Here is a 14,252-nt window from a genome sequence, read left to right as displayed (position 1 = left end):
CTATTCCTCATCTACTGTTGGGTACCCAGCAAGTTCCCAAGCTTTTAATCCACCTTTTAAATGGTATACATTTTTATAACCCAAATCTTTTAAGGTCGCTGCTGCAAAAAGACTGATAAGCCCTAACTTACTATATACGACAATCACTGCATCTTCATCTTGTAAGACTTTCAAGCTGTTAAAAAGTACTTTCCCGTAAGTCATAGAATGACTCTCGAATGCATCTATGGTTTGCCCATTCTTATGCCCTGCTTCACGAACATCAAGAAGTACAATTTCCTCTTCATCATCCAATAACTTTTTTAGTACAGGAGGAGGCATCTCTTCAATAATCTCTCTTTTTTCTGCAATTGAATTATCCAATTTCGCAAGTCCTGTTCCAGTACATGCTACTTGTTTGTAAGGCGTTGGATTTGTTCTTTCTCTCTTCATATAATTAAAAACTTTTAATGCCTGCTCTCCCTCTGGCACTTTACTATGTAGAGTGTTTTCAACAGTTTTAAATGGTTTTTTATTACAGTCTGACTCTGTCTCGCAGGCTGATTCTCCTTGTTTAGAGGGTAGTGAATTTGCTTTTGCTTCTTTTTTTGAGCCTACTTCAGTTTCGCAGGTGCCTGTCGCACAACTCTTTGCACTTGGTGCTGAGACAAAGACCTTATCTCCCCATTGAGGAAAAGAGAGCATGATTACAGCAAACAGGGTAACTATAGCTAAAAAAGTTTTACTTGAAAAAAATCCTTCTTTCTCATCACACGCACATTCAACCTCTTTTAATGGTTTCAATTTATCATACCAGGCATAAAGTAAAACAAGAATAGTAAATACAACCAAATAGTTGTGATAGGGTGCTAACCAAGAGAAAGATGAAGCTAAAGTACTAGAGCCGGCTAAAACAGCGAGTATAGGAGTAACACAACACAATGAGGCTGCAATAGTTGCACCAAGTGCAGTGATGATTTTTTTATTTGACATGAAGAATACCTTTTTTCATTATTTATACGCAGCAACCGCGTCTTTGAGTATGTTCAGGTAAAATTTACCTGTCTTCCCACCAAAAAGTGTCTCTCTTATTTTTGTTCCATCATATTTCACAAAATGATATGTTGGCGTCACTTCTGATTGTAGGTCTTTAGGCGCATCGTTTTTATTGATATCTAAAGATACAGGTATGAAATGTTCATTAACATAAGTATAAATCATCTTATCTGTAAATACATTCTCTTTCATAAACTCACATGCACCACACCCTGGCCTGTTAATGAAGAGTAACATCGGCTTGTTCTCTTCTTTGGCAACTGCTGCTGCTTTTGTATAACTTTCAAACCAAGTGATTTCAGATGCATTGAGTCCTAATGTCATAAGTAAAAGTATGATGAGTTTTTTCATTGATTTTCCTTATATTTATCTATTTAGCATATTTGCTAAATTCGCCATAATTGTATAAACTAGATACTTAAAATAAAGTTAGTTGTCTAAATTGCTAAATAATCTTATTTTGTTATAATCATGTAAAAATTACGTTGGATAAAATAATGTTGAATATGGAAGATAAGATCAAGATTTTCAAAGCACTGGGGAACGAGACAAGATTCAAAATATTTAAAAACATTTTTACGGGTGGCTATGCCTGTTCTATTGATGATAGCCAACCCAAAGATGATATGATCGCTCAAGCTACATGTGTTACAAGTATTGCCGAACAATTTGATTTTGCACTGCCTACGATATCTCGTCATCTTAAAGAGCTGAAAGATGCACAGATCATCACTATGACAAAGAGCAAAAATAAAATTTATATTGAGCCTAATATAGAAACAATGAAGGGAATAGCTTCATGTTTTAAAACGCTCGTTGAGGATTATGAAAAAGGCGTAGTATTCCAATTTGATAATACTAAATGAAAAATTCTCCACTTTCCCTTATTATCCTTCTTTTTTAATACCTACGAATATACTATGTTTTGCATTAGAAGTGCAGAAGCTTATAAAATGTGCTATAATAGGATGTTTTATAATGAAATGAAAGATAAATATATTTACATTTGTGGGGCATCTGCTGAAGTAGGTTCTTCTCCTTTACTTTCATCTTTCTTTACGCATTCCACAGAGACGATCTCCACTTCATCACTGTCAATACGTGCAGCCGTGAGTTTTCCTCCCCATACACATCCTGTATCCAGGGCCAGAACATGTTCATCTTCATAAAATCCCAAAGCGGACCAGTGCCCCATAATGATACGAAGATGGATATCTTTACGATAATCACATTCAAACCAGGGTTTTAACTCTTGTTCTCGCAGTTCATCTGTTGGCGGACCTTTTTGGTCAAAATCAAGTCTGTGGTCACCATAGCAAAATCGCATACGCGTAAATGCACTGACGATGTAACGGTCGATATCTATCAGGCTTGCCTTCCTGTTAAAACGGTTGCTTCCTTGTCTTAACATCTGTTCCAGCCAAACAGCAGCATGCTCACTCTGCAGTTTCTCTTCCACACGCTTTGCATACCTCATTGCCATACCCAGGTCAAACTCAGGGGAGATACCGGCATGGGCCATACAGTAGCCAAGCTGATAGTCCACATGCAGCAGCTTTTGTCCTCTAAGCCAATCTATGAGCTTTTTGGCTTCAGGTGACCCAAGTATAGGGTCAATGGTCGGATTGGATTTTTTGATACCGTAATATGCTGCTATGAGGGTGATATCATGATTACCGAGTACTATCTCAACATTTTCTTTGATACTGTAAAGATATTCCAGTGTTTCCAGTGAACCTTCACCTCGGTTGACCAGATCCCCGGCGATCCAGAGTTTATCCTGCGTAACATCGAACTGTATCTTTTCCAGTAGTGCTCTAAACGAACGATAGCACCCCTGTATATCACCTATTGCCCATACTGCCATTAACTGTATCCCAACTCTTTTTTATACTCGTCTACTTTCTGCTCAAAGCTCATCTTTGCATACGCTGCAGAGGGTGAAGGAAGATAGACTGTTTCTATACCCAGATGTGAAAAATGTCTTTTAAAAAGTGCCTCTGCCTTTCTCCCTGTAAAGGCCAATTTAGTAATACTAGGATGTGCTTCCAAAAATGCAGCCAGGTCATTGACCTCTTCATTTTCCAAGGAGCTGTCAAGAGAGTTCTCTCTGCTGCACCCTTTGACCATATCCCAAAGCCCAAGCTTAGACTCTTTAAGCAGCCAGAGCCTCTGATCACGGGTATTCGCAGGATAGGATGTCACACTTTCAAGGATCTTCCAGAATTGATTGCGCGGATGGGCATAGTAAAAATTCTTTTCAAAAGACTGGATACTGGGGAAAGAACCCAGAATGAGTGTCTGGGTATCTTTAAATACGATAGGTTTGAAAGGGTGTGTTAAAACTTCACTCATTCGACTATTTACAAGCCTTACGCATATTTTGTACGATGAGGACAAGCAGTGCCACAGAAAAGATCTTGAAATTGATCTCGCTTCCCTTGTGCGTATTAACAAAGGCTACCGATGTGGTTGCCTCCACTCCCTGTGTCTGCATTGCGATAATATCTGGGATATAATACTGGGAAAATAGTAATCCTGTAGCCAATACAAAAAATGTCGCAACCTGTGTCAGCGTGTCTCTCTCGAACTTTTTAAACTTATACCCTTCATACAGTACCACAGAGACAAGCAGCACATTGACCAGATAAGAGAGCCTCAAAAAATTCTCTGTCATGATCTGTCCCTCTTGAAACTGCGTAAGTACTTCAGAACCTAACCACTGTTCGGTATGAAAAGTCACAGGGGCGACTACGATACCCGCAAAAAGTCCTGCTCCGAGTACCGCGCTCAAAAATATAAGGTAGGTCATGGTTACCATTCTAAAATATCTATTCATATTGACTCACTCTCTTTAAATTTAATCACAAACCCACGGTCAAACTCTGCCAGGTCCTTATAAAACTCTATGTATTCTACACCGATTTCATTAACAAATGCTTGGAGTGGTTCCTTTTGGTCATACCCCATCTCGCAAGCAAGGTATTTCACACCTTTCTCCTTCACATCCAAAATGATCTCTTTGAGCAGCTCATCCCCTACACTTCCGCCAAATAGTGCTTCTTTGGGTTCATAGTCGATGACATTGGATTCAAGTAAGAAATCTTCTGCGATATAAGGAGGGTTGGAGACCACCAGTTCCAGATCTTCAGGAACCTCATCTATAAGATGTGACTTTCGGAGTTCTATCTGTTGTTCCACACCGAATCTTTCAATGTTTTTCTTTGCCACTTTGAGTGGGGTGTCACAGATATCTGTGGCGATGATCCGAAGCTGAGGAAACTTTCTGGCCAACACAATGGAGATGGCACCAGAACCCACACCTATTTCAGCGATACGGGTGATCTTCTCTTTTTCTATGATCTCTGCGACGAGGTCTATGAGTATCTCCGTCTCAGGACGGGGTATCAGTACCCCCTTTTCTACTTCCAGATGAATGTCATAAAAGCTGGCAGACCCCACGATATATTCGTATGGCTCATGTGCAGCTCGTCTTTGAATGAGTTTTTTAAATTGATCCACATTAGGGAAAGTTTCCCCCTCGTGTATCAGTAAATAAGACCTGTCCTGTCCAAGATGATAGGCCAAGAGCAGTTCCGCTTCAAAAGCAGGACGTTCACATGCCTCTTTAAGTGTTTCTTTGGCCCATAAAAGCCCTTCTTTAATCGTCATTTCTGTCCATATGTGCAAAGATACCCTCTTTTGGCAATGTTGCTTCTTCACCTACGATCGTATTGGATGCATCAAAACCTAACTCCTTGAGTCTTTCAAGTACCGGTGGATGCGTATAGTAAAAGAAGATCACCAATGGGTGTGATTTTGGGAAGGCTTTGTTCTCTGTCACAAGTTTCATCAGTGCGGAAACGAGGTTTTCTTTACCACCCATTTGCGAACCGTACTCATCGGCTGCATACTCATTATGACGGCTTACATAGGACATGAACGGTGTAAAAACAAAACTTAAAAGCGGTAAGAGCAACATCAACATCGCTATCTGTACCCCTGATTCAGGGATCACTCCCATCTGTGTAAAGAGTGCATCAGGCAAATGTCCAAAGAGATAAAATGCAATGAACAGAAGCACACCTATCAACCCGATATTTTTCCAAATATCACCATGTGAGAAATGCCCCAATTCATGTCCCAGTACCGCAAGGAGCTCTTTAGTATTCAGTTTTTCTAAAAGCGTATCAAAAAGAACCACTCGTTTACTCTTCCCTAGTCCACCGAAAAATGCATTGAGACGGCTGTCACGTTTACTGGCATCCATCACAAAGATACCGTCACTTTTAAGTCCTGCCTCATTCATCATAGCCGTGATCTTTTCTTTAAGTTCACCCTCCTCTATTGGAGAAAATTTGTTAAACAGAGCCATAAAGGTGGGAGCCAGAAGATTTGCCATCACAGCTACGGTGAACATGGCTGCAAATCCCCATACCCACCATGTTGCATAGCTCTGTATGATCCAGGATAAAAGTGCAAAAACTGCACCACCCAAAATGAAAAACAGCAGGCTTGTCTTTAGCATGTCGTTTATATACATTTTCGCAGTCATTTTGTTAAATCCGAACGCTTCATCTATCTTGAACTTCTGATAGAGTTCGAAAGGGAGTCCTATCACATAATTGACTATGATGAAACCAAAGAGGAACACGACGGCCTGCATAATACTTCCTTCTATCGGAACTACCGATGAGAGCCAGGCAAATCCTGCAAATACCCACCAGATAAATACCAGATAGTCCACAAATGTGGTCACCATAGAAAGTTTCTCATTGGCCACTGCATAATTTGCTGCTGTAAGGTACTTGTCTGCCGGCATCAATACAGGTGTTTTTCTTTTTTCTTCATTAATATACCCTATCTGCATAGCAGAGATATAGAGTTTCATAAAGGTATAGAGAGAGTAAAAAATAATAATGGTTTCTAGCATAATTTTCCTTGGTATATAATGGTGAAATATACCAAATCAAGCCTTAAAGGCCACTCTATTTGCTATAATTGCAGCAATCTATTACAAGGAACCATTTTGGCACTCATTGATCTCTTTGACATCAAAAAACAATATGACATCAAATTACTTCTGAATGGGGTTGATTTTCATTTGGATGAGGGTGAACGTGTCACGATCGTGGGTCAAAACGGCTGTGGAAAATCCACACTGATGAAGATCATCATGGGAGAAGAGGAACCTACCGACGGGAAAAGAGTGGTGAACAGTGCGATACAGGTAGAGATGCTCGCACAACAGCCTCACTTCGATCCGGCTCTTTCAGTCAGAGAAGCAATATTCAATGAACTGACTGAGCTCAAAGAAGCCAAAGAGGCGTATGATGCGTTAAGTCTCAAAGTATCTGAAGACTTTGAAAATGAAGAACTGCTCACCCAACTGGAAAAAGTATCTTCTTTTCTGGACCATCATAATGCCTGGAACCTTGATGACAAGATAGAACGTGTGATGCAGGAGTTTCAGCTCAAAGCCTATGAGGACCGTCCTGTAGTCTCCCTTTCCGGAGGAGAACAACGCCGTGTGGCACTGGCATCTCTTATACTCAAAAAACCCGATGTATTGCTTCTTGACGAGCCGACCAACCACCTTGATGTCTATATGGTCGAGTTTTTAGAAGAGATGCTTCTCAAAGGGAATTTCACCCTCCTCTTTATCTCGCACGACAGGCATTTTATCGACACAGTTGCCACACGTGTGGTAGAGGTGGACAATCAGAAGCTTGTGAGTTATACAGGCGGTTACATGAGCTACCTGGAACAAAAAGAAGCACGTATGCATGCTTTGCAAAAAGGACATGAAAACCTTCTGAGACTTCTTAAACAGGAAGAAGCGTGGCTCAGAAAAGGAGTAAGAGCCAGAGAAAAACGTAATCAAGGACGTAAAAAACGTGTTTTTGAGCTCCGTGATGAAGCAAAGAAAAACCCTACACTCATTCGAAAGATGATGGTAGAACTTGAACGTGAGAAAAAACATTTTAACCGTGATGAAGGGGTATCAAGAAAAAAGATGCTTTTTGAACTTGAGAACATCTCATACTCCGTTCCAGGGAAAAAACTGATAGAAAACTTTACGACACGTATCCTTCAAAAAGACAAAATAGCCATCGTAGGTATCAATGGTGCAGGAAAATCTACACTTTTAAAACTCATGCTCGGACGTATCAAACCCCAGAGCGGTATCATAAAGCAGGGAGACTTTTCCGTAGGTTATTTTGACCAGCACAGAGAGATGCTTGACGATGAAAAAACACTGATTGAAACCTTTTGTCCTGACGGGGGAGACCACATAGAGGTACAGGGTGTAAATCTTCACGTCTACGGCTACCTTAAATCGTTTCTTTTCCCTAAAGAGTTCCTGGCTAAAAAGGTAGGTATGCTCTCTGGGGGAGAGAAGAACCGTGTCGCATTGGCATTGCTCCTGACTAAAAAAGTAGACTGCCTCATCCTCGATGAACCTACCAATGATCTGGACATCCAGACCATTAATATCCTGGAAGAGAAACTCATCAACTTTCCTGGTGCCATACTCTTTGTTTCACATGATCGTTACTTCATAGACAAAATAGCCTCAAAACTCTTTATCTTTAAAGGAAATGGTGTGGTTGAAGAGTCGTATCAGACCTATACGGAGTACCTGGAGATCGAAAAAGAGATGAAAGAGCTTGATACGCTCGAACAAGAGGTCAAGACATCGGTAAAAAAAGAGGTACCGGCAAGTACCAAAAAACAGACAAAACTGAGTTATAAAGAACAAAGGGATTATGATACCTTACCTGATGAGATCGAAGCGCTGGAACAGCAGATAGCTGCAATTAATGCATGTTTACAGGATCCGGAGTGTTATCAGGAAAAAGGTCTGACCGCACTGAGTGATGAACTGAGTACGCTTGAAAAGATATATGAAGAAAAGAGTGACAGGTATCTGGAAGTTTTAGAGATCTTCGAGTCTCTTTAATTACCAGTACACCACGACACTGCGTCTTCCCCAACGCAGCGCTCTCCTTTTATCAAGTCCCATATAGATATCTATACGTTTTTGGTAGCGTTTGTTCATTTTGTCACGTACCGTATAATACCCAGGTAACCCGCCGATACGCACTTTTGTCCCATTACGCATACCATATCTTGTTAACATATCTCTAGAGACGGCAATGATCTTCATACCCGGACGGAGACGATTATTCCATGCTGCCAGGAAAGGTGTACGGTCTGTTTGTCCTACATGTGACGTATACGCAGTAGCTGTGACTCTAAGCTTTTTCGTTGTTTTTATGAAGATATGTGGAAGTGGCAATCTTAACGTCTTACCAATATGTATAGTTGCCTTGCGTTTAATACCATTAAATTGCATTAATTCCTTAGGTTCAAGCTTAAACTTTTTGGCAATGGAGATAATCGTATCTCCCTTCTCAATGATATAGATGCAAGAAGAGATCGCATCGATCATTTTTTGTTCAAAAGGGAGCTTGAGTTTCTGTCCGATACGCAAAGGAGATTGAATACTAATACCGTTCATTTTCGCAATCTCTTTTGTTCTTAACCCAAACTTCTTTGCAATCTTACTCAATGCATCGCCGCTTACAACGCTATACTTACCGTAAATAATTTGAGGTTTCTCAGGTACGTCTGGTGCGATTGTTTCTACTAGTTCTCTTTCTATACGGGGAGGGACTTCTGACGTCTCTATCTCTTCTATTTTATCATCAAGTATGACTTGAGCGACTGCTTCTTCTGTTGTTGTGTGCTCGGTAGGTACTTTTTCACTTCCCTTAAAACGTACAGACTCTTGGACTTTTACATGCCGTTCTATCATATCCTCTACGGAAACCACTTTGATAAAACGCTTTTTTTCAGGCACCGGTAACGTTTTTGCCCTGATTAATTTTTGTCTGTTCCCATCATATACGATCTCTTTGGCTTTAAGAAATTTTGCCCCGTAAGGGTTACACTCAGTCATACCACCGGTGATGACCCTGCAGTCTATCATCGACTTTGCAGCGGCTGTTTCTAGACATAGATAGGATAATAAGAAAAATCTCAAGTGATTTCTGGACATTACGTTATGCTAAACTATAAAAAGTTTAACATCTCTCCTTTAATGGATTCTTTTTCAACGATGACCGAATGGATCACAGGTTTTTCGAACAGCCCGTGTATCATAGGAGGTACGGATACATTGGCATGTTCACTCACCCATTTCAATGCTTCAACATCATCTTTGACTTCATGTCCCAATGATTTTGAAACAGACGGACTGAACTTGGTCCATTCTGCAGTCGAGTAGACCACTGTTTTGAGATCTTTCTCTCTTAATGTTTTATAGGCTCTCATACATGTGGCAGTATGGGGGTCCATAATGTACCCTTTTTTAGCATATTCGCCTACAACGGCTTCACACTCTTCATCATCTGAGAAAGAGGCATCAAAATCTTCACGCAACAATGCAAGTTCATCTTCGGTTAACTGATACTTACCGTCTCTAGCCAACCCTTCCATAAGTTCTTTGGTACGTGCAGCACCGAATTTGTCAAACATGATACGTTCAACATTTGAACTTTTCAAGATATCCATGGCAGGTGATTCTGTCTGTATCAATGTACGTGTCGTAAGATCATAGGTACCCTTGGTGATCCAATCAGTCAAAATATTATTGATATTGGATGAAATAAGAATCTTCTCTATCGGCAAACCTGCTTTTTTGGCATAATAAGCACCCAATGCATTACCGAAGTTACCGCTTGGAACAACCAGATAGATCTTCTCACCCATTTGAATACTCTCTTTACGCACCAACTCCAGGTAGGAGTGGATATGGTAAATGATCTGGAAGATGATACGTCCGAAGTTTACAGAGTTCGCTGCTGAAAGTTTGATATTTCTCTCTTCCAATTCTGCCTTAAAATCATCAGAGGCAAGTAGATCTTTGAGTGTATTTTGCGTATCGTCAAAATTACCCTTCACACCGATCACTTTCAGATTTGAAGCGTCTTCTGTGACCATTTGAAGTCTTTGCACATCAGATGTGCCGCCATCAGGGTAAAGACATGCTACCTGTACACCTTCCTGACCTTTAAATGTTTCCAGTGTGGCAGGACCCGTATCTCCACTTGTTGCTGCCATGATCAGGTAATGTTCACCTCTTTTTTGTGCTAATTTACTTAACACATACCCAAAAGGTTGCAATGCCATATCTTTAAAGGCTCTGGTAGGCCCATGATAGAGTTCAGAGACAAAGCAGTCGTCTTCGATCTGGGAAAGTGGCACAGGATTTGAAGGGTCATCAAAAGCATCATATCTTTTCAGTGCTTCTACCAGTACATCTGTTTCAATATCTATACCAAATTTCTCTAAAAAGTCCAATGCCAAAGTTTTATAATGGCTGGCGAGATGTCCCTCTAAAAATTCTTTATCTAAAGTTGGGAGTTCTTTGGGTACATATAACCCACCAAAACTAGCACTTGGGCTGAGTATCGCTTCTGAAAATGGTACAGATGAAGGTTTCTGTCCGTCATTTCCCCGTGTCTCAATAAATTGCATCTATAGTATCCTACTGTTTATATGAATGATAATTATAGCTAAATAAGCTAAGGATTGTCAGAAATTAGGGGGAATCTAGGTATGAAGTAAACTCAAGTATCTAGTATCTATTTGCCCTACAATAATAGGAGAAGAATGATTTAGGGAAAAGAATGTCAACTAATAAAATCATAGAGACAAACAAACACTAAAATACTCAGGTAATAGAAGAAATGAAACTTTCTAAAAGATAGAATGAGTTTATATCTCTATTGGTAGTCTGGCGATCTACGTGAGACCCATAACTTTCCGTACCCACCTCGCGATGAACTTGGCTTTTTCAATACAGTATAACCGTATGAGAAAATTATAGCACATTTACCTAAGAGAAATAACTTAAATTCTAAAAAAAATTTTAAAAACTTATTATTTTTTTATTGTTTAGCGCATTTTAACCTACTATTTTGTTGCCAGCGATCCTGTATTAGAGTTCGATACAGGTCCCTACACCAGAACTGGTCAAAATTTCCAAAAGCAGTGAATGTTCTACACGGCCATCGATGATATGTGCTTTTTTAACACCTCCACGCAGCGCTTCGATACAGGCATCCACTTTAGGTACCATACCTCCTTGTATCGTTCCATCTGCTTTGAGAGCCTCTGTTTTTTCTATACTCAGATTCGTGATCAGCTGCATCTCTTTATCTAGTACACCTGGTGTGTCTGTCAGGAAAAGTACTTTTCTTGCTTTCAGGGCTACGGCTATTTTGCTTGCTGCAAGATCCGCATTGATATTGAACCCGGGATGTCCCATCGTACTGCTACCTGCGATAGGTGCGATCACAGGTATCGCACCGTCCTCAATGATGTTATTGACTATCTCGGGATTGACATGTTCGATGATACCCGTGTAACCGAACTTTTCAAAATCTTTAGGGATACCCTTTAGAAAACCGCCATCTTTCCCAGAGATCCCAATGGCTTTAGAGCCATGGTTGTCAAGCAAGGAGACGATCTCTTTGTTGATCTCACCGCTCAATACCATCTCTGCAATACGCATCACCTCTTTGGTCGTGACACGCTGTCCATCTATAAACGTCGTATCTACCCCTAGATTGGCAAGAAGGTCTGTAATACTTTTACCTCCGCCATGTACGATGATAGGTTTCATCCCTACAAGGTGCAACAATACGATATCCTGTGCGAACTGTTCTTTGAGTTCATTACTTGTTTGGGCAGATCCCCCATACTTGATCACTATTTTTTCATTGGAAAACTTTTTGATAAACGGTAAAGCCTCAAGCAGTGTTTTGACAACATTTATATTACTTTTCATTCTCTATATCCCTTTATATATTCATCTACCTGAGTGAAGATAGTCTCTTGAATCTGTAATTTTAACTTCATTTCAGAGATAGGCAACTTAAAATCCTGCATTTTTACTGCATCTTTTTCTGTCACAAGAAGACTCTGGGCCTTGTGTTCAGAGAGAAGCATTTTAAGTTTTTCTTCTTCAAAATAGGCATGATCTTCCAAATAAACCTTGTGAACCACTCCCTCTGGCAGATAGGCATCCAATCTATGCGGATTTGAAATAGCCGTTACCAGTACCATGCTGGGTTGAAGGTTCTCAAATGCTACGTGTCTATGGAATGCCTCTCCCTCTTTTGCTACGATATCTGCATACTTTTGATTGAACCAGAATTCCCTAAATGCCCCTGCGGGGAAAGGCAGATAATTTTTGACCACTGAAGGCTCAAGGATAATGTCATACTTGTCTATCTCAACACGGTTAAATCCATCATCCAAAATAATACACTTTGCACCTTTCTCTTTGGCCAGTGCTATAGCCAATGCCCTCTCTTCACTGACAATCACACTTGCATGAGGCAGTGACTGTGCCATCAGCATAGGTTCATCTCCGCTCTGTGTCACATCGACCAGTATTCTGCCTTCAGAACTGACCTCGACCAGCCCTTTGCTTTTACGGCCATACCCACGGGAGATGATCACCACACCTTCAAGCCGTGAAGCAAGTGCGATGACAAAAGGTGTCTTCCCGCTCCCTCCAACGATAAGATTCCCCACAGAGATGATGGGAATACCGAACTCTTTTGGGGAAATGATCATTCTTCGCAAAGACATGATGATCCCGTAGAGAATGGAAAGAGGAAGCAGAAGCAGGATAAAAGGATAATGATACCACTTTGGTACAAAGAACATCTCTTCTAAAAATGCTCTCATGAACACTCCTTAGCACCCAATTTTTTGATCTCAGAACAAGAGAATCCCGCCTCTTTTCTGGCTTCCACATTAACATAGGGACGGTGTTTCGAGAGCAGCTTATAGCGTTCAAGTATCTCAAAATAGACCTCTTCTTCGCTCCCCTCTACTTTTCCTGTAGCTTTACAGAGGTATTTAAACCACTTATCACCTTTGTGTACATGGTCTATCTCTTCCTCATAGATGACATGCAGTGCCTCTATAAGTTTTTTCACCTGAGGGTTTTTACGCTTGTTATCCAGTTTTTTCATGATCTGGGGACTGACATCCAGACCTGATGCTTCATAGTAACGCGGGATAATCGCCATACGCTCCAAAATATTCCCTGCACTGTGCTCAGCTGCATCAAAAAGTCCACAATGTACAGGAAAATCTCCATAGCTATATCCAAGCTCTGCCAATAGTCTCTGTAGCATTTTAAAGTGTCGTATCTCATCACTGGCAACTTCCAGCCAATCTACTTTATACTCGCCAGGCATCTGTGGGTAACGATACACGGCATCCAGTGCCAGATCTATAGCAGAATACTCTATGTGTGCAATGGCATGCACCAATGTGGCCAATCCCTCTTTACTCTCAAAGTCTTTTCTCGCAGGCAAATCTCTTGGATCCACAATGTGACATTTGGAGGCATAGGAGGGTTTTGAAAATAATTGAGGTGTAAAATCACCATCACAACTTATTTCATTTTGGGTACAATACGCCAAACATTGAGTGGTCAACTCCTCTTTTATAAGAATATTATCACTGATAATGGCACGTTCTAAAAGACTAAATATATTCATAGGAGAATTATATCATGCAAATCAAAATACAACCTATGGGCGCTTATCAAACCAACTGTTACATCGCTACAGTTGAGGGAAAAGATTTTATCATAGACCCTGGAATGGGTGCTACCCAATGGGTACTTGACAATGTCACCAATCCCGTTGCGATACTCAATACGCATGGTCATTTTGATCATGTATGGTCAAATGCAGAGGTCCAGGAGAAACTCAGGCTTCCTATCTATTGTCCCAAAGGGGATGTCTTTATGCTTACTGACGATCCTCTTGGGCAAGGTACGCCTCCAAGTGAACCAGACTATATCATCGTAGGTGATGAAGCAATGACCATTGAGGGGGTAAAGATCAAATACCGTCACTTTCCGGGACATACGCCTGGCTGTTCCATTATAGAGATCGATGATGTATGGTTCAGTGGAGACTTTCTTTTTGAACAAAGTATCGGAAGATGGGATTTCCCTTCATCAAGCGGAGAAGATATGGTGAAGAGTTTGGAAAAAGCACTTACCATAGAGGATGATTATACGATCTATCCCGGCCATGGGATGAGCACGACCCTTAAAGCAGAACAAAAGGTCATACCTTTTTGGATAGAGCAGGTGAAGAGGAGTATTTGATCCT

General features: G+C 40.7%; 15 protein-coding genes and 1 riboswitch. Of the genes, 3 read left to right on the top strand and 12 right to left on the bottom strand.

Annotated features, from left to right (window positions below; genetic code table 11):
* Both MN086_RS02805 and MN086_RS02800 read right to left on the bottom strand, forming a co-directional pair.
* A complete protein-coding gene (locus tag MN086_RS02805; RefSeq protein ID WP_248576539.1) occupies positions 1-972 on the bottom strand; it encodes a rhodanese-like domain-containing protein in 972 nt (323 codons plus the stop codon).
* 18 nt (positions 973-990) lie between these two features.
* Positions 991-1,386 (bottom strand): thioredoxin family protein, encoded by a 396-nt coding sequence (locus MN086_RS02800; protein WP_248576538.1) that lies wholly within the window; start codon positions 1,384-1,386, stop codon positions 991-993.
* A 146-nt stretch (positions 1,387-1,532) separates the two neighbouring features.
* Between MN086_RS02800 and MN086_RS02795 the strand changes: the two genes are divergently transcribed.
* Positions 1,533-1,901: a helix-turn-helix transcriptional regulator gene (locus MN086_RS02795; RefSeq protein ID WP_248576537.1), complete on the top strand. Its 369-nt coding sequence runs from the start codon at positions 1,533-1,535 to the stop codon at positions 1,899-1,901.
* 134 nt (positions 1,902-2,035) lie between these two features.
* Here MN086_RS02795 and MN086_RS02790 read toward each other — a convergent pair whose 3' ends face one another.
* The 5 genes from MN086_RS02790 to MN086_RS02770 are packed head-to-tail and all read right to left on the bottom strand — an operon-like array spanning position 2,036 to position 5,968.
* Positions 2,036-2,902 (bottom strand): symmetrical bis(5'-nucleosyl)-tetraphosphatase, encoded by an 867-nt coding sequence (locus MN086_RS02790; RefSeq protein ID WP_248576536.1) that lies wholly within the window; start codon positions 2,900-2,902, stop codon positions 2,036-2,038.
* Positions 2,902-3,390 (bottom strand): DNA-deoxyinosine glycosylase, encoded by a 489-nt coding sequence (locus tag MN086_RS02785; RefSeq protein WP_248576535.1) that lies wholly within the window; start codon positions 3,388-3,390, stop codon positions 2,902-2,904. Before MN086_RS02785 ends, MN086_RS02790 begins: the two co-directional genes overlap by 1 nt.
* Positions 3,391-3,394: 4 nt before the next feature.
* Positions 3,395-3,847, bottom strand: coding sequence for a DUF4149 domain-containing protein (locus MN086_RS02780; protein WP_248576534.1), 453 nt, complete (start codon positions 3,845-3,847; stop codon positions 3,395-3,397).
* 23 nt (positions 3,848-3,870) lie between these two features.
* Positions 3,871-4,707 (bottom strand): peptide chain release factor N(5)-glutamine methyltransferase, encoded by an 837-nt coding sequence (prmC, locus tag MN086_RS02775; RefSeq protein ID WP_248576533.1) that lies wholly within the window; start codon positions 4,705-4,707, stop codon positions 3,871-3,873.
* Positions 4,697-5,968, bottom strand: a complete 1,272-nt coding sequence (locus MN086_RS02770; RefSeq protein ID WP_248576532.1) for a M48 family metallopeptidase — start codon at positions 5,966-5,968, stop codon at positions 4,697-4,699. The genes prmC and MN086_RS02770 overlap by 11 nt, the downstream gene beginning before the upstream one ends.
* A 96-nt stretch (positions 5,969-6,064) precedes the next feature.
* On the opposite strand from MN086_RS02770, the gene abc-f reads away from it, so the two are divergent.
* Positions 6,065-7,999 (top strand): ribosomal protection-like ABC-F family protein, encoded by a 1,935-nt coding sequence (gene abc-f, locus MN086_RS02765; protein WP_248576531.1) that lies wholly within the window; start codon positions 6,065-6,067, stop codon positions 7,997-7,999.
* On the opposite strand, the gene MN086_RS02760 is transcribed toward abc-f, so the two are convergent.
* The 5 genes from MN086_RS02760 to MN086_RS02740 form a co-directional block, all read right to left on the bottom strand.
* Positions 8,000-9,100: a 3D domain-containing protein gene (locus MN086_RS02760; RefSeq protein ID WP_248576530.1), complete on the bottom strand. Its 1,101-nt coding sequence runs from the start codon at positions 9,098-9,100 to the stop codon at positions 8,000-8,002.
* 14 nt (positions 9,101-9,114) lie between these two features.
* Positions 9,115-10,581 (bottom strand): threonine synthase, encoded by a 1,467-nt coding sequence (gene thrC, locus MN086_RS02755; RefSeq protein ID WP_248576529.1) that lies wholly within the window; start codon positions 10,579-10,581, stop codon positions 9,115-9,117.
* Between the two features lie 250 nt (positions 10,582-10,831).
* Positions 10,832-10,906: riboswitch (cyclic di-GMP riboswitch) on the bottom strand.
* 138 nt (positions 10,907-11,044) lie between these two features.
* Positions 11,045-11,896, bottom strand: coding sequence for an acetylglutamate kinase (gene argB, locus MN086_RS02750; protein ID WP_248576528.1), 852 nt, complete (start codon positions 11,894-11,896; stop codon positions 11,045-11,047).
* Positions 11,893-12,804: a tetraacyldisaccharide 4'-kinase gene (locus tag MN086_RS02745; protein ID WP_248576527.1), complete on the bottom strand. Its 912-nt coding sequence runs from the start codon at positions 12,802-12,804 to the stop codon at positions 11,893-11,895. Before MN086_RS02745 ends, argB begins: the two co-directional genes overlap by 4 nt.
* Positions 12,801-13,628, bottom strand: coding sequence for a ferritin-like domain-containing protein (locus MN086_RS02740; protein ID WP_248576526.1), 828 nt, complete (start codon positions 13,626-13,628; stop codon positions 12,801-12,803). Before MN086_RS02740 ends, MN086_RS02745 begins: the two co-directional genes overlap by 4 nt.
* Before the next feature lie 14 nt (positions 13,629-13,642).
* Here MN086_RS02740 and MN086_RS02735 point away from each other — a divergent pair, with 14 nt between their 5' ends.
* On the top strand, positions 13,643-14,248 hold the full coding sequence (locus MN086_RS02735; protein ID WP_248576525.1) for an MBL fold metallo-hydrolase: 606 nt from the start codon (positions 13,643-13,645) through the stop codon (positions 14,246-14,248).
* Positions 14,249-14,252: the final 4 nt, after the last annotated feature.

Origin of the sequence: Sulfurovum sp. XGS-02, assembly GCF_023213175.1 — a bacterium.
Taxonomy (GTDB): Bacteria; Campylobacterota; Campylobacteria; order Campylobacterales; family Sulfurovaceae; genus Sulfurovum.
Note: the sequence above shows the minus strand (reverse complement) of the source record. Positions and strands in the feature narration are given on the sequence as shown.